Raw genomic sequence first — 21,790 nt, forward strand, 5'->3', positions numbered from 1 at the left:
GGCGATGGCCTACCAGATCTCCACCGCGCTCGCGATCTACTTCGTGCTCTGGTGGGTCACGCTGTTCGTGACCCTGCCGTTCGGCGTGCGCAGCCAACACGAGGACGGCGTCGGCGCCCCCGGCACCGATCCCGGCGCGCCGATCCTGACCGGGATGCGCCGCAAGCTGATCTGGACCACGCTGATCTCGGCGGTCGTCTTTGCGATCGGCATGGCCGCCTATCATGCCGGCTATCTCTCGATCGAACGCTTGTCGAAATTGATGGGAATGCCGTTCTAGAGTTTTCGAGACGACGCTTTGGGGGAAGAAAATGACATTTCAACGGATCGTCATTGCGCTCTTGATATTGATCGTCGCAGGGCTTGCCGCGATAGGTTATTTCGAATGGAGGATGGCCGTGCAGGTCCGCACCATGAAGGCCTTCGTCGAGGGCTACGTCTTCAACGAGGCGGTGATGGCTTGTGAGCAGGCGCAGAGCTCGACGCCGTTCAAATGGAACGGCGGCAAGAGCACCGCGATCGCCGGACTGCATTCGATCAAGCTCGACAAATATACGGTCGTTGCGAGCTACACGCTGGTAGCGGACGGCGTCTATTGCGATTACGATCCGATCAAAAGAAAGGCCGATATCGGTTCGAGCTTCCTGGAGCGCGACTGACGATCCGGCCAAAATCATGGGCAGGAATCGTCATGACGCAGGGGCAGGCGGAGAGCTATCGGATTCTGCATGAGGTGGATCTGCGGGACTATCTCGCGGGCCGTCCGAAGCTGGTGACGGTGCTGGGTGGCGCACCGGGCGACTGGTCGATCACGGAAGTCGGCGACGGCAATCTCAATCTCGTCTTCATCGTGAAGGGAGCGCGCGGTGGCGTTGCCGTGAAGCAGGCGCTGCCCTATGTCCGCCTGGTCGGGGAAAGCTGGCCGCTGCCGCTGTCCCGCGCGCATTACGAATACCTGGCGTTGACGCGACAGGCCGAGCTTGCGCCTGGCCTCGTGCCGTCGGTGCTGCATCACAATGACGCGCTTGCGCTCACGGTGATGGAGCTGCTCGAGCCGCACATCATCATGCGCAAAGGGCTGATCGCCGGCACGCAATATCCGCGCTTCGTCGATGACGTCACCACCTTCATGGCGCAAACATTGTTCTTCACCTCCGATCTCGCGCTTACCGCCGCGGAGAAGAAGGAGGGCATCGCGGCCTTTGCCGGCAATCACGCGCTCTGCAAGATCACCGAAGACCTCATCTTCACTGATCCCTATCGCGTGGCCGAGCAGAACCGATGGACCGCGCCCTACCTCGACGCGACGGCCGCGGCCTTGCGCGATGACATGGAGCTGCATGTCGCGATCTCCCGGCTGAAGCTGAAATTCATGGCGAGCCCGGAGGCGCTGATCCATGGCGATCTCCACACCGGTTCGATCATGGTGACGGGGAGCGAGACGCGGGTGATCGATCCCGAATTCGCGTTCTACGGCCCGATGGGGTTCGACGTCGGCGCCGTGCTGGCCAATCTCCTGATGGCCTATTTTGCCTCCGCCGGCCACGAGCGCGCGCCTGGCGAGCGCGCCGCCTTCGAGGCCTGGGTGCTGGAGACGGTCGAAAGCGTCTGGAACGGGTTCGCCCGCAAATTCCTCGACCTCTGGCGCGCCGGCGCCACGGGCGATGCCTATCCCGTCTCGCTGTTCGCTGGCGAGCAGGGCGCCGCGCGGCTGGAGGCCGAGCGGCAAACCTACATGCAGCGCCTGTTCGCCGACACCGTCGGCTTCGCCGCCGCAAAAACCATTCGCCGCATCTTCGGTCTTGCCCACAACATCGATTTCGAGCTGATCGAGGATCCGAAGCGGCGTGCGATCAGCGAAGCCCGCGCCGTCCGTCTCGCGCGCGGAATGATGGTGGAGACGGCAGCGTTTCCTGCTATCGCGGACGTTACCGGCGCTGCGCGAAAGCTGCGCGATTGGCAGGCGGAATTGTCAGGCTAAAGACGTCGCGCGAGGCGCACGCTCCGCTCGCAATGACGGGAGGGGCTGTTGCGGAACGCTAATACAGGCGCATCGGCAGCAGGGCGCCGTCCGTGCCGACCAGCAGACCCCAGGTCTCACTGGCCGCGACCTCGAACTCCCGGCTCTGGACCTTGCCGCCCTCGACCTTGAGGGTGACCTCGTACTTGCCGGGCGGCAGGTCGATCCTTTGGCCGTCCGGCAATTCGCCTGCAGCGGCGTCGGAGTCAGTCAATTTCTCGCCGGCGTGCGCCGCAAGCCTGATCGCCTGCTCGGCAACGGTGATGACTGCCGCTTCATCCGTTTTGTTGCCGAGCAGCAGCCTCACTTGCCCCGGCTTCGGCAGAAGGCCGGCAGTCGCCGGGGCGAATTTGCGCCTCGACAGCTCTGCGACTGTCTTGTCATTCTGACGGGAGAGCCGGAGCAGGACCGGTCGTGCGGCCGTCGTGAAGGTGATCACCGCCCTATCAGGTGCGACGACCGCTCCGTCATTCTCGGCCCAGCCACGCTTGCCGAGTGCGTCGCGGTAGAAGTCGAGCACGGCGGCGAGATCGCGCGGCGTCTCGGCGTAGACCGAATTGATCTGCGGCGAATTCTTCGCCGTCGTGAGGACCCAGCCCTCGGGCAGCGGCAGACCGGTGTCTGCGGAAACCTTGGCCTCGAACCCCCGGCTTGTGGCCTCTGTCAGGACTGAAATGGCGGCGCAGAGCAGGCGCTGGGCGACGTATTCCGGGGTGCAACGGCCCTTGACCGCCCACCACGTCACGTCGCCGTGGTCGTCCGACCCCGATGTGCGGGTCCAGCCCGTGTGGATTTCGCCCGTCGGACTCGCCCCGGCAGGGCTTGGCGTGACTGGGATTGCCAGCACAGCCGTCGCCGCGACCAAGCTGCCGACGAGCAAAATGCCCAGCGTTCGGCTTTTCATCTCCGGATTTCCATCTCTACGAGATCCCTGGGCTAATGGCCCTCGTCCTGAGCTTGGTCGCATCGATCTCGGAAGACGTTCACTGCTCGTATAGCGTTGTTTTTTCAGCTGATTTTGAGTTCGCGCCCGGCCCGGGCCGTCGTTCGGAACCGGCGTCGCTCCTGGCGACTGTCATTTGTCTCCCGAGCTCCGGCTTCAGGAATTCAGGACGGAGCGCGTGCCGCGACTGCGCAAGGTTTGGTCTCGATCAAGACGAAAAGAGGAGCTTGCGTTTGGCGTGCCGCGAATGGTCAACTCGGAATAGGCCTGCAGTGTCGGAGGGGAATATGATGTTCAGGATAATGGCAATCGTCGCGGGTTTAGGGCTGGCGCTCGCCGCCACGGCGGAGGCCCAGACACCGCGCAAGGGCGGAACCATCCGCATGACCGCGCCCTACGGTTCGAGTTTCACCAGCCTCGACATCCACACCACCCAGCGCGCCCAGGACGAAATCTACGCCAAGGCCCTGCATCGCTCGCTCTACATCTGGGACTCCGCGGAAGGAAAGCCGGTTCCTGAACTTGCGAAGGAGGTCATCGTCTCGGGCGGCGGTCTCGTTCAGACCTTCAAGCTCCGCGACGACGCCTATTTCCATAACGGCCGCAAGATGACGGCCGACGATGTCATCTGGTCCTTCAATCGCATCATGGACGGCGCCAAGGCCTATCCCGGCGCGCGCTATGTCCGCATCATCGAGGGCGCGGCCGCGCTGGAGAAGGGGCAGGCCAAGGAGATCTCCGGTCTGAAGAAGATCGACGACTTCACCGTCGAGATGAAGCTGACCGAGAAGGTCGATCCCGGCTTCTATTTCTTCACCGCACTGACGTCGATCTATCCCGCCGACGAGGCCGCCAAGGACAGCTTCATCCAGCATCCGATCGGCCTTGGGCCATTCAAGTTCGTCGAGCACGTGCCGGGATCGCGCATCGTCATGGAGCGGTGGGATAAGTTCTACAAGCCGGGCAAGCCCTATGCCGACAAGGTCGTCGTGTCGATCATGGCCGAGGCGGCTGCGCGCGACGTCGCCTTCCGCAACAAGGAGATCGACACCTCCGTGCTCGGGCCCGCGCAATATGTCGCCTATCAGGCCGATCCCAACCTCAAGGGCACCATCGCCGAGGTCGCCGAGGTCTTTACCCGTTACATGGGGATGAATCCGGCATTCAAGCCGTTCGCCGACAAGCGTGTCCGGCAGGCGATCAACTACGCGATCGATACCGACCTGATCATCAACAAGCTGGTCAAGGGCAAGGCCTATCGCGCTACAAGCTGGCTGCCGCTGACTTCGCCGGCCTACGACAAGAAGATGAAACCGTACGCTTACGATCCCGCCAAGGCCAAGCAGCTGCTCGCCGAGGCAGGCTATCCCCAGGGCTTCGAATTCGAATGGACCACCAGCCAGAATGAAAGCTGGGGCCTGCCGATCGTCGCGGCCGTGATCCCGATGCTGGACAAGGTCGGCATCAAGGCCAAGGTCAAGCAGGTCGAGGCCGCGGTGCTGGCGGAGGTGGTTCGCTCCGGCGACTACCAGGCCTTCATCTATTCCCAGCAGACCGGCCCGGATCCCCAGGCCGCGCTGAAATGCTTCCATTCGTCGACGCCGCAATCGGCCTGCAACTACATGAACTTCAAAAACGCCGACTTCGACAAGATCCTCGACGAGGCCGGGCAGGCCGACGACACCGCCAAGCGCACCCAGCTGCTGCAAAAGGCCAATGCGCTGCTCTATGACGAGGCACCGGTCTGGTTCTTCAACTACAACAAGGCTGTTATGGCCGTGCAGCCCTGGCTGCACGGAATTCAGCTGAACGCGACAGAGCTGACCCACCAGAACGTCGAGGACGTCTGGGTCGACGAGACCTCGCCCGCGAAGTGACACGCGTTCTCGTGCTCCCTCCGTCGCGATGAGCGATGGAGGGAGGGAAGAAAGTGCCGATGCTCTCCTTCCTGATCCGTCGCCTCCTGCAAACCATTCCGACGGTGCTCGCTGTCGTGCTGCTGGTCTTCGTGCTGTTCAGCGTTGTTCCCGGCAGCATCGCCTCGACCATGAGCGACGACGTCGATCCCCAGGTCGAGCTGCGCCTGAAGCAGCAACTCGGCCTGAACGATCCCGTCTATGTGCGCTTTGGCAACTACATCGCCAAGCTCGCGACCGGCGACTTCGGCACGTCGTTCCGGACGCGCGAGCCTGTGACGACGATGATCGCCAAGCGAGCATGGCCGACGCTGCAATTGATCTTCACGGCCATGGCGTTTTCCGTTGTGGTCGGCGTGCCGCTCGGCTTCATCGCTGCATTGCGGCCGGGCGGTCTCGTCGACAGCGCGGCAATGGTCGTGGCGGTGTCGGGGCTATCCATCGCCAAATTCTGGCTCGGACTGGTGCTGATGTATCTGTTTGCGTTGAAGCTCGGCTGGTTGCCGAGTTTCGGCTATGGCGATGGCGGCCTGAAATATCTGCTGCTGCCGGCCGTGACACTCGGCGTCTCACCTATGGCGTTATTTGCCCGGACGACGCGTGCTGCGGTCCTCGAGATCATGACGGCTGATTTCGTCCGCACCGCGCGCTCCAAAGGCATGAGCGAGACCCGGGTGGTGAAGTGGCACGTGATGCGCAACGCGCTTGTCATCATTCTCACCACTGTCGGCCTCCAGTTCGGCGGGTTGATGGGGCAGGCGGTCGTCGTCGAAAAACTATTCTCCTGGCCGGGCATCGGCTCGCTGCTGGTAGACAGCGTCTTGCAGCGAGACATTCCGGCAGTCCAGGGCTCCATTCTCGTGGTGGTGCTGGCCTTTCTCGCGATCAACTTGCTGGTCGACGTGCTCTACGGCGTGATCGATCCCAGGATCAGATACGCATGAAGCTCCGCGCCAATCTCATCATCGGTGGCGCGTTGTTCGCGCTCGCGATCGTGGTCGGGGTACTGGCGCCCTGGCTCGCGCACACCGATCCCGTCCTCGACGCCAATCTGATGAATGCGGAGGAACCGCCGAGCTGGACCTGGTGGTTCGGCACCGACGACCAGGGGCGCGACATCTATTCCCGCGTCGTCTACGGGGCGCGGGTCTCGCTGACGGTCGGCATCGCCTCGCAGCTCATCAACAGCGTCATTGGCGTAGCGCTGGGTCTGAGCGCCGGCTATTGGGGCGGCTGGTGGGACGATTTCGTCAACGCACTGACCAATGTCATGCTCGCGATCCCCTCGCTGATCTTCGCGCTCGCCATCATGGCGGTGCTTGGACCGGGCCTGACCAGTCTCTTGATCGCACTCGGGCTGACCAATTGGTCCTTCACCTGCCGGATCGCACGCGCCTCAGCACTGTCGCTCAGAAGCCAGGGCTATGTGCAGGCCGCCACCGTGCTCGGCTACGGCGATCTGCGCATCATGATCACGCAGCTCCTGCCGAACATGCTCGGGCCGATCGTCGTCATTGGTACGCTTGGCATGGGCAGCGCGGTCCTCTCTGAGGCCGCCTTGTCGTTCCTCGGCCTCGGCGTCCGCCCGCCGTTTCCGAGCTGGGGCAGCATGCTGTCGGATGCCCGCGACCAGATCACGACGGCGCCATGGCTCTCGGTCTTTCCGGGTCTCGCGATCTTCCTGACGGTGCTCGGGCTCAATCTGCTCGGCGACGGCCTGCGCGACATCCTCGATCCCCAATCGCGGAGCCGGCGGACATGACCGGCACACCGCTGATCGAGGTCGAAGACCTCCGCATCGATCTCGACGATGGATCGCGGCGCGTTGCGGCGGCGGAGAGCATCTCCTTCCGCATCGATCGCGGCGAGACGTTCGGCCTGGTCGGTGAATCCGGCTGCGGCAAGAGCATCACGGCGCTGGCCCTGATCGGCCTGCTGCGGCAGCCGCTGCAGATCGGAGGTGGCGTCATCCGGTTCGACGGGCGAGAAATTCAGCACCTTTCGGCCGCCGCCCAACGGGATCTGCGTGGCAATCGCATCGCCATGATCTTCCAGGAGCCGATGACGGCGCTCAATCCGGTCTCGCCGGTGGGACGGCAGATCGCCGAGATGTTCGTGCTCCACAAGGGCAAGAGCTGGCGCGAGGCCAACCAGCTCGCCGTCGAAGCGCTGGCAAGTGTCCGCGTCCCCGCGCCGGAGCGGCGCGTGAACGATTACCCGCACCAGCTTTCGGGCGGCATGCGGCAACGCGTGATGATCGCCATCGCCCTCGCATGCGGTCCGGATCTTCTGATCGCCGACGAGCCGACCACCGCGCTCGACGTGACCGTGCAAGCGGAAATCATCGAGCTTATGCGCAATCTGTGCGCCGAGAGAGGAACGGCTATTCTGATGATCAGCCACGATCTCGGCCTGGTCGCCAACGTCTGTCGCCGCGTTGCCGTCATGTATGCCGGCCGCATTGTCGAGGAGCGCGGCTCGGCCGATATCTTCCGGGCGCCCTCGCACCCCTATACGCAGGGCCTGGTCGACTCGCTGCCGCGGCTGGGCAGCCGCGCGGCGCTTGGCCGTAACAGGCTCAAGGAGATCGCGGGCGTCGTTCCGGCCATCACGAATTTCCCGGCCGGGTGCCGTTTCAATCCGCGTTGCGCGCAGGCGACCGATATTTGCCGGACAGTCGCGCCGGAGGCGACATTGCTGGAAGCGGGCGGTTTCGTCAGGTGCCATCACCATGCATGAGCCACGGGGCAGGCCGAACGACGATATCGTTCTCAGCGTCGAGGATCTCGCGGTCCATTTTCCGGTGGGAGGCGGCTTGCTGGGCCGCGGCCGGCGGCTGCTCCGTGCCGTCGACGGCGTCGATCTCAGCTTGAGGCGAGGCGAATGCCTCGGCCTCGTCGGCGAGTCCGGCTCGGGCAAGTCGACGGTCGCGCTTTCGATCCTTGGTCTGCTGAGGCCGACGCGCGGCCGCATCGTGGTGGACGGACAGGTCGTGACCGGCCGGCAATCCGGCGATCGCAAGGCGCTCGCCCGCATCGTGCAAATGGTTTTTCAGGATCCCTACGCTTCTCTCAATCCACGCCAGACCGTTCGTCGCACGCTCGAAGATCCCCTGCGCGTGCATGGGGTGACCGCCGCAAGCGAGATCGAGGACCGTGTTGCGACGATGCTCCGGCATGTGGGCCTGCGGCCCGAACAGGCCGACCGCTACCCGCATGAATTCTCGGGTGGCCAGCGCCAGCGTATCGGCATTGCGCGCGCGCTGATCCTCAATCCCAGGATCGTCATCTGCGACGAACCGGTGTCGGCGCTCGACGTCTCGATCCGCGCCCAGATCATCAATCTGCTGCTGGAATTGAAGGAAACTCTCGGCCTCTCATACATCATGATCAGCCACGACCTCGGCGTCGTCGAACACATGAGCGACAGGGTCGCCGTTATGTATCTCGGCCGCATTGTGGAGAACGGCGATTGGCGCGAAATCTTCGAACGGCCGGCGCACCCCTATACGCAAGCCCTGATCTCCGCCATTCCCGATCCGCTCCGTCACGCACCGTTAGCTACGACAGGCGGCGACCTTCCCAATCCGCTCAATCCGCCGAACGGATGCGCCTTCAGCCCGCGCTGTCGTCACGCCGAAGCCGTGTGTCGCCGTGAGCCCGGTCCGTCACTTGAAACGCGTCCCGACGGACACTCGGTCCGGTGCTGGCGGAGTGACGAGATTGCCGGTCAGACGGCTTTGGCCTCGAGCGAAAGCGGACATGCTGAGCACGGAGCATCCTGATCTGCGCGGCTCGCCGGTCTGAGGCCATTGTCAGGCCAGTCCCACCACTTTGGATGCGGTGTTGCCGAGGCGCAATGATTTGCACCCCGCGCCCTTACTGGCACGTGACAGCAGGTCAGCAGGACTCTAGACTTTCGGCTAGGACCAAACTGGGCACAGCACGGTCCGGATTAGCAGGTGGATATGCTCTGCTCCCGCTGTGGATTGCGTGTTGCTACTGGCTCAAAGTTTTGCCGTGACTGCGGTATGCCCCTTTCATGGCAATGCGGTTCATGCGGACACCAAAACGCTGCGGGCGCGCGATTTTGCTCTGAATGCGGTCAGACGAGCGCCAAAGAATTCCCCGAAGAACGCGGTGCAGCCGGTGCTCCCGAAGACGGCGCAAAGCCCCAGATTGAGCGGCGTCGGCTAACGGTCATGTTCGTCGACCTGGTCGGGTCGACCGCGCTTGGAACGAGATTGGATCCAGAAGATCTGCGCGAAGTGATCTCCGCTCACCACCAATGTGTTACGAATCTGGTCTCAAAAAATGGAGGATATGTCGCTCGCTACATTGGCGATGGCATACTCGCGTATTTTGGCTATCCACGCGCACACGAGGACGACGCCGAGTGCGCCGTGCGAAGTGGCTTGCTCGCGGTTGAGGCCGTTCATCGTCTGAGCAGCCCGGCGGGGCCTCCCGGTTCGCTTAACTGTCGTGTCGGAATCGCGACGGGTATCGCCGTTATCGGTGCTATCGTCGACGGGGACAGGGATTCTCAAACTGCGGTCGGCGAAACTCCGAATCTCGCAGCGCGACTGCAATCCATCGCCGAGACAGGCGTGGTGGTTATCGACGAGGCGACACGTCGACTTACCGGTGAGATGTTTCAGTACCGACGCCTGGGCCCCTTGGATCTGAAAGGTCTGAAGGGGCCAGTAACTGCCTGGGCGGTGACCAAGGAAAATATCATCGAGAGTCGTTTCAAAGCTCTTCGTTCGAGTGAGACGCCTCTGATCGGCCGCGCGGAAGAGAAGGGCCTGCTTCTGCGTCGATGGGAGCGGGTTATCGCCGGTCAAGGGCTGGTGTGTTTCTTGATCGGTGAAGCAGGGATTGGGAAATCCAGGCTCATTTCAGTCCTTGAAGATGCAAGTCAGGGAGGAGATCGACTTCCTCCGCTGCAGTTTTCGTGTTCAGCCCACCAGCAGGACGCGCCGCTTTACCCAATCATCCGCCACATCGAGCTCGCAGCGAAGATTGAAGGCGGAGATTCCATGCCGGTAAGGTCGGAGAAACTGGCGCTTCTCCTCGAGGAATACGGTGCTACGGAGCTTGATGGTTTCTTGATTGGTGATCTCCTTTCGATTGCCATGCCAACGCCAGGCCTGCCGCTCGATTTATCGGCGCGCAGGAAAAGAGACATGACCTTGGCTTCGATTATTCGGTTGCTAAGAATGCAGACGTCTCAATCCGCCAGGCTGGCTGTCTTTGAAGACCTGCATTGGGCGGATCAAGTTACGTTGGATCTGATAGACAGGCTGATCGATGAAATAGACCAATTTCCTCTGATGTTGATCGCCAGCAGTCGTTTGGAGTTCCGGCCGCCCTGGATTACCCGTCCACAGGTAACCGACTTGATCCTGACGGGGCTTGATCGGCGGCACGCAGCTTTGCTCGTCGATGCCGTATCTGGCGAGCATGCTCTATCGGCAGAGGTGGTCGATGAAATCATATCCCGCTCTGATGGCGTGCCGTTGCATATTGAGGAGCTGACCAAGTCAGTTTTGGAAAGCCAACTAGACTGGCTTAAAGTTGGTGTGAGGCGTTCGGCGCTGGTCCCTCCGTCGCTCCATGCATCTTTGACAGCGCGATTGGATCGTCATCCAAATGCCAAAGAAGTGGCTCAGACGGCATCGGTCATAGGACGGGAGTTTTCATTCGAAGTTCTAAGAAGCATTAGTGACTTGGATGAGAGCATTCTGATTGCGGCGCTCGACGAGCTGACGGCGGCGGGGCTTGTGAATGGTCGCGGGCGCGCGCCCGACAGCTCGTATTCATTCAAGCACGCTTTGGTTCAGAATGCGGCATATGACTCCATTTTGCGTAACCGCAGACGCCACCTGCATCTACGCCTTGCTACGCTTTTGGAAAGAGCCGCTGAACATAGTCCGATGACCAACGCCGAGGTTCTGGCGCTTCATTTTGAAGAGGCCGGTGAGCCGGACCGATCGATAAAATACTGCTTGCTCGCCGCGGAAAAAGCATCCGGTCGCTCCGCGCTGGCCGAGAAAGCCAGCCATTTGAAGAATGCGCTTCGTCAGCAAGACCTGCTTCCATCGGGGGCAGAGAGCGCTGAGCGAGAGCTGTTTTTGCGATTGCAGCTCGGGCGGGCACTCATAGATCTTCGAGGATCGGGCAGCGAAGAGGTCCTGACCTGTTATGAGCGAGCTCGCACACTGAGCCTGCATACCGGTGACACCGTATCTCTCCTGAGAGTCTATGACGGTCTGATCAATTATCATTTCACTCACTCGGATGCAGAGAGCTTGTCTCGCTGCGCCGCTGATATTCGCGAGCTTCACCAGGATGCAAAACTAGCCGACTCCCAATCGAAAATGATGTCGTTCCGGGCCGCCGGATTGGCGCATTTCATTCGTGGACAGTTTGGCGAAACCTGCGACATCCTCTCCAGGTTGCTGACCGACTACGAAGTCGATCGGGATGGCCCTGATGCCAATTTGGCCAGCAGGGACATGAAGGCGTCCATGTATACGATAGTCGGAATGTCGCAGACCGCCATGGGCTATCCGGAATCCGGCTGCGAAACGGCAATGAAAGGCGTAAGGCATGCGGAATCGCTCAAACATGTCATAACGCTGGTGCTTGCCCTAAGGAGGGCTTGCGTACAGCGCATCATGTGGCGAGACGTGGAAGGCTGCGCAGCGCTTTCCGGACGACTTCTGGAAGTAAACAGAGACCACGAGACCTTTCTGGGGACGCGTGAAGGTGGCTTTTTTCACTCGTGGGCATTGTCGCGGGCTGAAGCCTCTGTAAGTCACCTGGAAGCCATGAGGAGCCATATTGAGGAGCTGCATGAGGCTGGTCACTCGGTGATCCTGCCGTTCTTCATGGCAGCAGCTGCGGAAGTGCACCACGAGCAGGGGCAGGGTGCCGAAGCGTTCATGCTGTTGGAGAGAGCGTTCCAGCTGGCGGAGGAAACGGGTGAGATCTGGTGCAAGTCAGAAATCATGCGGATGCGGGCTCTGGTTTGCTCCGCAAATGCCGGTGAAAGAGACCAATGGCTTGCCGAAGCTGCAGCGATGGCCAGGAAGCAGGGAGCAAGGCTCTGGGAGTTGAGGGCCGCCGCCGCCCAGGCAACATGCTGGCATGCGGAAGGCAAAGACGACGCCGCGTACAACGTCCTTTTGCCGGCTCTATCCGGCCTGACCGAAGGTCAATCGACGACGGATTTCAAAACGGCCTCAAAGCTTCTCGCAGATATAACGGCCGTCATTGGCGCACCGCGCTTGTCCAGAAATCCTGCCGAGGATTGAGGCATTCCCATGCTGAAATCGACAGGAGTCATGATCCGCAGCGGCACAGACGCAATCAAGACGTACTACAAGCATCGAGCGTTTGAGTACGATGACATTTACAAACTGCGCCGGCGTCAGGCAGATCTTGCCTGGCTACGGAGATGGGTCACGCGGCACGTCAAGGGGAAGACCGTGTTGGAGGTAGCTGCAGGCACGGGCTATTGGACGCAAGTGTGTTCTCGATCGGCCAGGCAGGTGGTAGCCACCGACTACAACGCCAATACATTGACCGTTGCAGCTGGGCGGCGCCTCGGTTCGCAGGTCTCGTTTGTAACCGCCGATGCATTTCGCTTGCCCGCATTCGAGACCAGATTCGAGGTCGGAATGGCCGTCCTTTGGTGGTCGCATCTGAAGCAACGGGAGCAAGAAAAGTTCATTGCGCAATTCTTGTCGCGGCTTGCGCCGGGCGCAAAGCTCCTGCTGGTTGATGAAGTCTACCGCAGAGGTACGGCGAAGAACCCAATCTCGAGGCTTGATCGCTTCGGAGATAGATACGAGATAAGGGTGGGTAAGGACGATGTTCTCTACGAAATTGTTAAGAACTATCCTGCCGATGATGATCTGAAGCGCGCACTTTCAGATCATTGCGACCAAGTACGCATCACGCGACTAAGACATTTCTGGGCGATCAGTGCACGCGTCAAGGTGCGTCAGTAGGCCCGAGGAGCCTGAGCCGACATCAAAGAGCGCCGCCAGAGACGTGGCCCAACATGTTCATCGCTCTAATCCCACACAGTTTCTGTGTCCTCTCCAGCAGAGTCGGCGTGTCGGTGCAGGGGCCGGTCAGCAGATCCACCGCGAAGCCCAGTTTATCCAGGATACGGAGCCCGCCAAACGCCGCCAATGAGTCCGGCGCGGCGAGCACGAGCTTATCAACGGCCCGCGTTCGCTTGAGACGTTCGAGGAAGATCGGAACGTTTGCGCCCAGGATGTCTCCACCGCACTCAATCAACACGGCTTGAGCGGGCAATCCGAGCATGTACTGAATTGCGCGATCGAATACCGGTGCAATGTCCTTTCTCTCGGAGGGGTAGGTCGTCGGAAGGCCAAAGTCGACGCAATCCAGTGCGCTGTAAGCGCCGAAATCCCGATACGTCAGGAGCTCGACGATGGACGAGGTCCCGGTGGCTTTGAGGACTGCGACCTTTGAATAATCCTGATGAAGAAGCGACCGCAAGATCGTGAGCCCGGCCGTCGTTTTTCCGACTTCTGCGGAAGTGCCGACGATCAGGTAGAGCTCGGCGCCTTTGTCCGAGCTTTCCTCGCTGCTGATTGCCGAGAAATCCCGAATATTTGCTTTGTTCGATCCCAACGTTCCAAGAAATTCGACTTTACCGAGGGGGTTTTTCCTTTGTGAAGACGAGCCGACGAGCTCGCCGATAATTCCGCAGCTCGATAGTATCGAATACTCCTTGTCTGGAAGAAGCCCTTCCTTGGGAACGCCGCCCACGACCCATCGGGTCGACTCTCGATGGCCTGGCGTCGCAAGAAAAATGTCACCCGGCAGGATTGCCATCGACCTGCCGGATGGATGCTCCAAAGAGATGGGCGCTTCACTCGATAGCAGCTTGAACGCGCCAACATCTCCCTCAAAGGCTGGAGACTTTATCCATCGAGACCGTTTGAGAGATCCCGAGCGTCTAAGAACCGAAGTAAGCTTCCAGTCACTCGTCAATTTCGGTCACGCCTACTTCTTTTTTGCTGGTCGCCGTTGCGATTTCTTTCTCGCCGCCGCCTTCCTCTTTTGCACGATGAACACGCTGCCAGCAGCAAAATTGGCCCTATGCTTCTTTGCAATGCCGAGCGCCGTCAGGACCTGGTCCAGTTGAGACGAGGTCACATTGACACGAACTGCAACGAAATCCTTGGCTAGGGGGCTGCCGCCCTCGTCTTTTACCTTCGCCATATTCCCCTCATGGTTGAATGTCGCCTAAAGATACTATGACCTCTGCTCGCAGAGGAATACCCCGTCGTCGACCTAACGTTCGCTGCGCCGCAAAGGTAGTCGTGGCCCAGCTCCGTCTTCGTCGCCTGAGCCGTACAATCGATAGTGCGGGGGTTCCTCACAGTGGAAAGGTGAGCACGTATAAGTTGATCTATCTTTGTGCGTCATGCTATGCGAGAAGCGAATACATTCGCAACCCTTGAGCGATAATATGCTAGTTTGAGGGAGATTCAAATGACGACGTTGTCTCGGCCTGGCGAACGGTGGGAGCGCTGAGAGCCTGACGGATATTGTGGAATGGTCGTGGCCGATGTCCACGCAAGCCCTGATCTCCGCCATCCCCGATCCGCTGCGCCATGCACCGCTCGCGACGACAGGGGGGCGACCTTCCCAATCCGCTCAGCCCGCCGGACGGATGTGCGTTCAGCCCTCGCTGTCGTTGCGCCGAAGGCGTGTGTCGTCGCGAGCTCGGCCCATCGCTTGAAACGCGTCCCGACGGGCATTCGGTGAGGTGTTGGCGAAGTGAGGAGAATGCTGGTCAGACGGCATTGGCTTCGAGCGAGGGGGACGTCCGTGGGAAAGAGGGGCGTCCGTTGTGGTGCACTTCCGGATCTTCGATGCCGAATTCCTACTGCTTGGCGATCGTCTCAACTTCCGACAACGCCCACGAGACGAGGGCCGCGGTGGTTTGCGAGCGGGGCCTTGGCTGGCAGGGCGCGCAGCCATTCGCGGAAGCTGACGATCTCGGGACAATCCGCGGTGCCTTCAGGGGCGATCAGCCAATCGCCCAGACCGGATCCCTCATTGACACGGTCGCAGCGATAGCCCGGATGGTGGCCGAGACCGCGAGCAATCAGCAGGTCGATCTTGCCCTCGACCAACTCGTGCAAGCCGGCAGGCTGCAGCACCTGCAAACCGATGTCCGTATGCGCGTTGCGAAACTCCGCCAATTCGAGGCGGCGCAGGTCGAGGCTGCCATGGACCCCCAACTGCAGTAGCACCGCGCCTGCCGGCTTCAATTGCGAGGTTGCCTCCGCAATGCGACGAAAGCCATCGGATATCCCGGGCAGATAGGCCTGACCGGCCGCGGTCAGGATGAGTTGCTTATGCAATCGCTCGAAGAGCCGTACGCCGAGGCGCGCCTCCAGCGCCTTCACCTGCTGCCCCACGGCGGCGGGCGTGACGTGCAGCTCATGCGCGGCCAGTTTGAAGCTGAGGTGCCGCGCGGCGGCCTCAAATGCGCGGAGCGCGTTAAGCGGCGGAAGGGCGTAGGTCATCGCGCTGCAGTTTGACACGGATGAGCTGTGGCCTTGCAATAGATTTTCTAGTGCTGAACCGCAGCAACAATGCTTTGCCCCGCGGCGATGTCGCCGAATAGGTTGGAATTCGTCGAACAGGAGGCAAACTGACATGGCTCATATCGTCAGCCACAATCCCGCAACGGTCCACGCTCCCGCCGGTGGCTACAGCATGGGACTTGAACTGAAGCAGCATCGCCGCCTGCTGTTCATCAGCGGCCAGGTGCCTGAGACATCCGAAGGCACCGTGCCTGAAGGTTTTGAGGCGCAATGTGAGCAAGCCTGGCGCAACGTCATCGAGGTACTCGCCGCCGCCGGCCTCGGCGTCGAGCATCTGGTGAAGATCAATACGTTTCTGACCGACCGGGATCAGGTGGTGGCCAACCGCACGGTTCGCCGCAAGATGCTCAAGGGACATGAACCCGCGTCGACGGTCATGATCGCTGAAACCGTCGACAGCAAATGGTTGCTGGAGATCGAGGCGATTGCTGCGGAATGAAGCCAGCTCTCGCCGACTTTGCAATAGGCCAATTGTGTCAGGTGTCCGATGACTGAGATCATTCATCCTTTTTACGAGTCGCATCGCGGTGCAATGGAGGCCGCCATGCGCCATCGCCTCGATCTTGCCGAAGCGATGTTGTGCGAGCGTGCGCATCTATCCAATATCGATGGGATTAGGCAGGAGGTGATGGACGAATTCGAGATCGTGCTCACCCAGATGCCCTATGTCGGAGGCGCGGCAAGTCGCATGAGCGATTTTTTCATGCGTCTCATGGGCTTTATGGCCATCAGCCGAGTGCTCCGGCGACACGGCGTGCCGCTGTCCGTGATCGGCGAAATCGAGCGGGAAACCTACAAGGCTCAATTGCTCACCGTACCCGAAGCGGAACGCCTCGCCTCAGGGCGTCAGTTCATGTCGTCAGAGAATCAGGCATTGCTGCGCGAGCAGGCGACAAAAAGCACCACCAATAGCCATCAGGAAGAGTTTCCGGAAGACTTCGTCTACGATTTCGTCGAGCCGGGCCCGGGCGACAACTTTGAATTCGGCATCAACTACAAAGTTTGCGGCTTTTGCAAATTCGCGGCTCGCCATGGAGATGCAGAAATTCTGCCGAACATTTGTGGGCTTGATTTTGACGCCTATGCAACGCGTGGCATCCGCCTGGAAAGGACACAAACGTTGGCTGGCGGCGCGAACCACTGCAATTTCCGATTCTCCCGGCTGACGTGTCAAATTATTTCGTAAAATACGAAATTTGCCTCTACCGTCACTCGCTACTTTGCATGGGGTTGTTTTCGACATTTTGAAGTGACGCCGATCGCGCCGCTACTCCGCCGCTTTCTCCCTGAGCCGCTGCGCGTAGACGTTGATGATGAGCGCCGCCAGAAGGATCAGGCCACGGATCAGGATCTTCAGGAAGCTGTCGATGTTGACGTGGTCGAGGCCGTTGTTGAGCACGCCCAGCACGAACAGGCCGACGATGGTGTTGCCGATGCCGCCGCGCCCGCCGAACAGGCTGGTACCGCCGACCACGACCGCGGCGATGGAATCGAGCAGATAGGTGTCGAACTCGTTCTGCTGCGCGCTGCCGAAATGGGCGACGCCGAGCATGCCGCCGATCCCTGAGCAGACCGCCGAAATGACCATCACGACGCCCAGGATCAGCTTGACGTTGAGGCCGGAATATTCGGCCGCCTCGCGGTTTCCGCCGACCATGTAGACGTAGCGGCCGAAGCGCGTGTAGGTCAGCACGAGGTGTCCGGCGAGCAGCATCACCGCGGCGACGATGACGATCCAGGGAATGCCGCCGATCGAGCCGGAGCCGAGGGTAGCGATCAGGTCAGGCACCTTGTAAGCGATCTGGCCGCGCACCAGAAGCGCGGAGATGCCGGCCGCGATCTGCATCATCGCAAGCGTCATGATGAAGGAGGGGATGCCGATCACGGTCAGCCCCAGCGCGTTGACGAACCCGAGAGTCGCGCAGAGCAGCAGCGAGAGGAGGATTGCGGCTGCGCCGGGGAGGGGGATGTTGGCGATGTTGACGTAGGATTCCTGCACGGTGAAATAGGCGACCGCAATGCCCGTGACGTTGGCGATGCTGGCGATCGAGAGGTCGATCTCGGCGCAGAGGATCACGAAAGTGAGGCCGACGGCGATGACGCCGGTCACGGAGACCTGCGTGAGGATATTGCCGAGATTGTCCAGCGTGGCGAAGGAGGGGCTCGCGAAGGCGAAGAACAGGCTGAGGAAGATCAGCGTCAGGAACGGCGCGATGTTGCGCATCTGCGAGCGCAGGAAGGAGCCAATGCCGCGAGGCCGGCGGGCCGCTCCGGAAACTGCTTCACTGCTCGCCATTGTGCTTCTCCGTCACGCCGCCTCCAAAAGGCGGTCTTTGCTGACCGGCTCGTTCTTGAATTCGCGCACCACCGCGCCGCGCTTGAGCACGAGGATGCGGTCGGCCAGCGACAGCACCGTCTCCGGCTCCGTCGAGAGCACGATGATAGCAAGGCCCTTGGCGCGAAGGTCGCGCACGATGTTGATGACGTCGTTCTTGGCGCCGACATCCATGCCGCGCGTTGGTTCGCAGAGAACCAGGAGCCGCGGCGGATAGGTCAGCCATTTTGCCAGCGCCACCTTCTGCTGATTGCCTCCAGAGAGCATGCCGAGGTCGAGGCCGACCACCGGCGGCCTGATCTGCAACTGCTCGACCTGACGCTGAGCGATGTCGCGCTCCTGCGCGGGCTTGAGCAGCATGGCCGAAATGCGATCCAGAATGCTGATCGAGATGTTCTTGTAGACCGGCTCCTGGTGGAACAGCATGGCGCGCCGGCTTTCGGGCACAAGCGCCACGCCCGCGCGCCGCGCGGCCGCGGTCGAGGCAAACGATTTTTGCGATCCGTCGACGATCAGCGCGCCAGAGTCCGGCTTGAGCTTGCCGAACAGGATGCGCGACAGCTCCTGCTGTCCGCAGCCCATGAAGCCGTAGATGCCGAGCACCTCGCCTGAACGCGCCTCGAACGAGACGTCCTGGAGGCTGCGCGCCAGCGAAAGCTGATCGACCTTCAGGACGACCGGGCCCCCGTTCGCGGCCGGCAACATGAGATCGTCGGTATAGCTGTGCTCGAGTGCCTCGCCGCCGCGGCCGATCATCGCTTCGATCAGGGCGCCCTTGGTGGTTGTTGAAGCCGGAGTCTCGGCGACCTTCCGTCCGTTGCGGAATACGGTCACCGTGTCGGACACGCGCAAGATGTCCTCGATGAAATGCGAGATGAAGACGATGCCGGTGCCCTCGTCGCGCAATCGGCGGAGTGTCGCAAACAGGCGCTCGACCTCGGGCGGGGAGAGGGCGGAGGTTGGCTCGTCCAGGATGACGATGCGCGCGCCGGAGAACAGCACGCGGGCGATCTCGATGAGCTGCTGGAGGCCGATCGGGAGGTCGCCGAGCCGCGACATCGGGTCGACGTCGATGCCGAAGCGGGCGAGCTGCTCGCCGGCCTCGCGCGCCATCCGCCGCCATTGCACGAGGCCAAGGCGGCTGGTGGGCTGGTTGCCGAGGAAGACGTTCTCGGCGACCGTCAGGTCGGGTGCGACGCTGAGCTCCTGATGCACCATGGCGATGCCGGCCGCGTGCGCGTCGCGGGCCGAGCGAAACCGGGTCTCCTTCCCTTCGACGAGGAAGCGCCCCGAGAATTCCGGGTGCACGCCGGCGATGATCTTCATCAGCGTGCTTTTTCCGGCGCCGTTCTCGCCGACGAGACCATGGATCTCGCCGGCGTACAGCGCGAAGTCGACACCACGAAGCGCTTCGACGCCGCCAAAGCTCTTCGTGATGCCCTGTAGTTCCAGAATCGGCGAACGGCCTTGAGGCATGGAGGAATCAGATCAGGAAGTGATCCTCCATCCACTGCATGCCGGCGGCATTCGCCTTGGTCACGACCGGGCCATCCGTCACCACGCTCTTCGGAATGCCCTGGCCGCTCTTCTCCCCGCCGACGACCGCGGCGACGCCAGCGATGATGGCGCCGCCATGGATGCGGCAGGAGGGATTGCGCACGGTCGCGAACATGCGGCCCTCGCTCACCGCCTGGATCGCGGGCGGCATGGCGTCGACGCCTCCGATCAGGATGTTTGCACGGTTGTGCGCCTTCATGATGTTGGCGGCCGCGAGCGCCATGTCGTCATTGTGGAAGAAGGCCGCATCGATCTGCGGGTATTTCGTCAGATACGTCTCCCACAGGCGCGCGGTCTTGGAGACGTCCCAATCGGCCGGCTGGGTGTCGAGCACCTCGATGTTGGGGAATTGCTTGACGACCGAGTTGAAACCCTTGGCACGGCCTTGCGCGCCGGTATGGCCGAGCGCGCCTTGCGTCATGATGATCTTGCCCTTGCCACCCATGGCGTTGCACAGCGCCTGCGTCACGGATGCGCCCATGAACTCGTTGTCCGGCGCCAGGAAGGAATGCACGTTGATCTGATCGAGCGGGGCGATCAGCGTGTCCATGTCGATGACGGGCGTGCCGGCATCGATCATCTTCTGCACGGGCTGGGTGAGCGTGCCGATGCCGAAGGCCTGGATCGCCACGAAGTCCCACTTCTGCGAGGCCATGTTGTCGATCGCCGCGCGCTGCTTCACCGCATCGAGCTGACCGTCGAACCAGGTCACATCGACGTTGAACAGCTTGCCCCAGAATTCCGCTGCCTGCTTGCCCTGCGCACACCATGTGGCCTGCAGGCCTGCATTGGAGAATGCCGCCTTCAACGGCTTCTCCGAACGTCCCATCTCGGCTGCAAGTGCAGGGTTGATCCCCATGCCGCCGAGGATGGCCGCCGCGGCGCCGGCGGTCGTTGCCGCCTGAAGAAGATCGCGCCTGGTTGTCGAGAAATCTTTCGTCTCGGACATCGCTCGCTCCCATGACTTTATCGTTGGCAGCGTCATTGTTTGCGCTACCAAGGCAGGCAGTGTCTCACAATCGACGAGTTCACGCTACCCGTTCTGCAATGGCGACAGCGACGCCTGCCTTGGTGCAACGCAAAGAGAGTTACGCGGGACTGCCGACAAGGCCCGCGATCTCCAAGAGTAGTTTCTTCCAGGCCTCATCCGTATCAGGGGACCATTCGTTGCCCAGCAGCTCGCGCAGCACATCACGGATCACGCGAAAGAACTCGATGAACAACTCTTGGGGTGTGCCGTAGGCGTCGTGCGAGGATAATTCGCACTGGATCATGCGGAAATGTCCACGGCGCTCGCCGGCGAAATCGAGGATCGCCTCGATCGTGAGCGCAAGCATCGATCCCCGGACCAGGTCGCCGCCGTCTTTGCGAAACATCGCCTGTGCTTCGGGATGCTCGGCAAACAGCCGCTGATAGACGAGTGGTGTCAGATCGTCGCAGCGCGTCGCTGCAAGTTCGAAGCTTCTCTCGATCGGACTGGCTGAAGCGTTCATCCGCGTTGGGTGCCCGCACAAAAAAAGAGAGCGGGGCCCTAGCCCCGCTCAAAAATTGTGTCGACCCTATTATCCCCGATCTCTGAGATTTGATCTTGATTGACGGGGCGACGCTGCGTTTTGCGCGCCAGGGGCTCCTCCCGAGACTTGGACCACCAGACTTCGACCTCGCGGCCAGCCTGAGCAAAGAGATGCTAGATCAACTTTTCTCACTTGTCATCATTTTCGGCAACGATTGTTCAAAATTCGAGCAGTTCACGAAATGATCGGGCTTTTTGCCCCCTAAGTATATGACAACTATATGAAATCTGTGGATATAGGGCGGCCTCGCTTCTGCCCCAAATGCCCGACCGTCACCCGTCGGGCGGGCGGAGCGAACACAGTTTTCCAGAAATTTGTGATCGCGCAAGCAGACCGGCGAAGTGACCTCGACTCGGGATCGGCGCGGTGTTTAGTTGTTAGGCGAACGAATGGTTCGGCAAATGCGCGCGCGGCTGCAAAAATTCCTGCCCCTGGTCCTGCTGGCTCTCGCGATGCAGGTGCTCGCGCCGATTGCCGCCTGCTGGGCCGCGGGTCTTGCAGTCGCCGATCCGCTCCAGAATGCGGTGATCTGCCACAGCACCGATGCATCGGGCGCAGGCGCGGCCGGCCAAACCAATGTGCCGGCGACACATGCCGGAAGCTGTTCGATCTGCTGCCTGGCGCAGCCCAATGCGTCGCTTGATTCGCGGCAGGCCACGTTCGCAAATCCGTTCCGGCTCGCTGAGACTGTGGTGTGGCATGAGCAGGCTGCACCCGCGGTCACATCGCACGGCGGATCCAACGCACGCGCACGAGCGCCTCCGCAATTGACGTGAGCCTGG

At 61.3% G+C, this 21,790-nt stretch carries 21 protein-coding genes and 1 pseudogene; 14 read left to right on the forward strand and 8 right to left on the reverse strand.

Going from position 1 to position 21,790, the window contains the following annotated elements; all coding sequences use genetic code 11:
- Nucleotides 1-4 precede the first annotated feature (4 nt).
- Genes YUU_RS0118895 through mtnK form a run of 3 tightly spaced genes read left to right on the forward strand, consistent with a single transcriptional unit; the run spans nucleotide 5 to nucleotide 1,981 of the window.
- A complete protein-coding gene (locus YUU_RS0118895) occupies nucleotides 5-280 on the forward strand; it encodes a DUF1467 family protein (RefSeq protein ID WP_027523811.1) in 276 nt (91 codons plus the stop codon).
- Nucleotides 281-311: 31 nt separating this feature from the next.
- Complete coding sequence (locus tag YUU_RS0118900; protein ID WP_027523812.1) at nucleotides 312-659, forward strand: hypothetical protein; 348 nt, start codon at nucleotides 312-314, stop codon at nucleotides 657-659.
- A gap of 32 nt (nucleotides 660-691) precedes the next feature.
- Complete coding sequence (mtnK, locus tag YUU_RS0118905; protein WP_027523813.1) at nucleotides 692-1,981, forward strand: S-methyl-5-thioribose kinase; 1,290 nt, start codon at nucleotides 692-694, stop codon at nucleotides 1,979-1,981.
- A gap of 58 nt (nucleotides 1,982-2,039) precedes the next feature.
- Here the strand turns inward: mtnK and YUU_RS0118910 are convergent, their stop codons facing one another.
- Nucleotides 2,040-2,924 (reverse strand): hypothetical protein, encoded by an 885-nt coding sequence (locus YUU_RS0118910; protein ID WP_027523814.1) that lies wholly within the window; start codon nucleotides 2,922-2,924, stop codon nucleotides 2,040-2,042.
- A gap of 326 nt (nucleotides 2,925-3,250) precedes the next feature.
- Between YUU_RS0118910 and YUU_RS0118915 the strand changes: the two genes are divergently transcribed.
- The 7 genes from YUU_RS0118915 to YUU_RS0118950 all read left to right on the forward strand — a co-directional run bounded on the left by YUU_RS0118915 (nucleotide 3,251) and on the right by YUU_RS0118950 (nucleotide 12,896).
- A complete protein-coding gene (locus YUU_RS0118915; RefSeq protein WP_027523815.1) occupies nucleotides 3,251-4,840 on the forward strand; it encodes an ABC transporter substrate-binding protein in 1,590 nt (529 codons plus the stop codon).
- Between the two features lie 59 nt (nucleotides 4,841-4,899).
- A complete protein-coding gene (locus YUU_RS0118920; RefSeq protein ID WP_027523816.1) occupies nucleotides 4,900-5,823 on the forward strand; it encodes an ABC transporter permease in 924 nt (307 codons plus the stop codon).
- Nucleotides 5,820-6,641, forward strand: a complete 822-nt coding sequence (locus YUU_RS0118925; protein WP_027523817.1) for an ABC transporter permease — start codon at nucleotides 5,820-5,822, stop codon at nucleotides 6,639-6,641. Before YUU_RS0118920 ends, YUU_RS0118925 begins: the two co-directional genes overlap by 4 nt.
- Nucleotides 6,638-7,618, forward strand: coding sequence for an ABC transporter ATP-binding protein (locus YUU_RS0118930; RefSeq protein WP_027523818.1), 981 nt, complete (start codon nucleotides 6,638-6,640; stop codon nucleotides 7,616-7,618). The genes YUU_RS0118925 and YUU_RS0118930 overlap by 4 nt, the downstream gene beginning before the upstream one ends.
- Nucleotides 7,611-8,663 (forward strand): ABC transporter ATP-binding protein, encoded by a 1,053-nt coding sequence (locus YUU_RS51120; RefSeq protein WP_035662732.1) that lies wholly within the window; start codon nucleotides 7,611-7,613, stop codon nucleotides 8,661-8,663. The genes YUU_RS0118930 and YUU_RS51120 overlap by 8 nt, the downstream gene beginning before the upstream one ends.
- A gap of 183 nt (nucleotides 8,664-8,846) precedes the next feature.
- Nucleotides 8,847-12,197, forward strand: coding sequence for an adenylate/guanylate cyclase domain-containing protein (locus YUU_RS0118945; RefSeq protein ID WP_084801479.1), 3,351 nt, complete (start codon nucleotides 8,847-8,849; stop codon nucleotides 12,195-12,197).
- 9 nt (nucleotides 12,198-12,206) lie between these two features.
- Nucleotides 12,207-12,896, forward strand: coding sequence for a bifunctional 2-polyprenyl-6-hydroxyphenol methylase/3-demethylubiquinol 3-O-methyltransferase UbiG (locus YUU_RS0118950; RefSeq protein ID WP_027523820.1), 690 nt, complete (start codon nucleotides 12,207-12,209; stop codon nucleotides 12,894-12,896).
- A 22-nt stretch (nucleotides 12,897-12,918) separates the two neighbouring features.
- On the opposite strand, the gene YUU_RS0118955 is transcribed toward YUU_RS0118950, so the two are convergent.
- Together YUU_RS0118955 and YUU_RS0118960 are read right to left on the reverse strand one after the other, a co-directional pair.
- Nucleotides 12,919-13,755: a hypothetical protein gene (locus YUU_RS0118955; protein ID WP_027523821.1), complete on the reverse strand. Its 837-nt coding sequence runs from the start codon at nucleotides 13,753-13,755 to the stop codon at nucleotides 12,919-12,921.
- Nucleotides 13,756-13,926: 171 nt separating this feature from the next.
- Nucleotides 13,927-14,145 carry a hypothetical protein gene (locus tag YUU_RS0118960; protein WP_027523822.1) on the reverse strand — a complete coding sequence of 73 codons (219 nt, stop codon included), beginning with the start codon at nucleotides 14,143-14,145 and terminating at the stop codon, nucleotides 13,927-13,929.
- Between the two features lie 355 nt (nucleotides 14,146-14,500).
- Here YUU_RS0118960 and YUU_RS61235 point away from each other — a divergent pair.
- Nucleotides 14,501-14,744 (forward strand): annotated as a pseudogene (locus YUU_RS61235) (oligopeptide/dipeptide ABC transporter ATP-binding protein); the annotation flags it as partial.
- 87 nt (nucleotides 14,745-14,831) lie between these two features.
- Here YUU_RS61235 and YUU_RS0118965 read toward each other — a convergent pair.
- Nucleotides 14,832-15,461, reverse strand: coding sequence for a LysR family transcriptional regulator (locus YUU_RS0118965; RefSeq protein ID WP_027523823.1), 630 nt, complete (start codon nucleotides 15,459-15,461; stop codon nucleotides 14,832-14,834).
- 133 nt (nucleotides 15,462-15,594) lie between these two features.
- Here YUU_RS0118965 and YUU_RS0118970 point away from each other — a divergent pair, with 133 nt between their 5' ends.
- Together YUU_RS0118970 and YUU_RS0118975 are read left to right on the forward strand one after the other, a co-directional pair.
- Complete coding sequence (locus tag YUU_RS0118970; protein WP_027523824.1) at nucleotides 15,595-15,981, forward strand: RidA family protein; 387 nt, start codon at nucleotides 15,595-15,597, stop codon at nucleotides 15,979-15,981.
- Between the two features lie 48 nt (nucleotides 15,982-16,029).
- Nucleotides 16,030-16,728, forward strand: coding sequence for an L-2-amino-thiazoline-4-carboxylic acid hydrolase (locus YUU_RS0118975; RefSeq protein WP_027523825.1), 699 nt, complete (start codon nucleotides 16,030-16,032; stop codon nucleotides 16,726-16,728).
- A gap of 81 nt (nucleotides 16,729-16,809) precedes the next feature.
- Here the strand turns inward: YUU_RS0118975 and YUU_RS0118980 are convergent, their stop codons facing one another.
- The 4 genes from YUU_RS0118980 to YUU_RS0118995 form a co-directional block, all read right to left on the reverse strand.
- On the reverse strand, nucleotides 16,810-17,838 hold the full coding sequence (locus YUU_RS0118980) for an ABC transporter permease (protein WP_027523826.1): 1,029 nt from the start codon (nucleotides 17,836-17,838) through the stop codon (nucleotides 16,810-16,812).
- A gap of 12 nt (nucleotides 17,839-17,850) precedes the next feature.
- Nucleotides 17,851-19,353: a sugar ABC transporter ATP-binding protein gene (locus YUU_RS0118985; protein WP_027523827.1), complete on the reverse strand. Its 1,503-nt coding sequence runs from the start codon at nucleotides 19,351-19,353 to the stop codon at nucleotides 17,851-17,853.
- A gap of 7 nt (nucleotides 19,354-19,360) precedes the next feature.
- Nucleotides 19,361-20,383 (reverse strand): sugar ABC transporter substrate-binding protein, encoded by a 1,023-nt coding sequence (locus YUU_RS0118990; protein ID WP_027523828.1) that lies wholly within the window; start codon nucleotides 20,381-20,383, stop codon nucleotides 19,361-19,363.
- Nucleotides 20,384-20,522: 139 nt separating this feature from the next.
- A complete protein-coding gene (locus YUU_RS0118995; RefSeq protein WP_027523829.1) occupies nucleotides 20,523-20,927 on the reverse strand; it encodes a globin in 405 nt (134 codons plus the stop codon).
- Between the two features lie 470 nt (nucleotides 20,928-21,397).
- Between YUU_RS0118995 and YUU_RS0119005 the strand changes: the two genes are divergently transcribed.
- Nucleotides 21,398-21,784 carry a DUF2946 family protein gene (locus YUU_RS0119005; protein ID WP_035662736.1) on the forward strand — a complete coding sequence of 129 codons (387 nt, stop codon included), beginning with the start codon at nucleotides 21,398-21,400 and terminating at the stop codon, nucleotides 21,782-21,784.
- The last annotated feature ends 6 nt before the right edge of the window (nucleotides 21,785-21,790 follow it).

The organism is Bradyrhizobium sp. Ec3.3 (assembly GCF_000472925.1).
GTDB lineage: Bacteria > Pseudomonadota > Alphaproteobacteria > Rhizobiales > Xanthobacteraceae > Bradyrhizobium.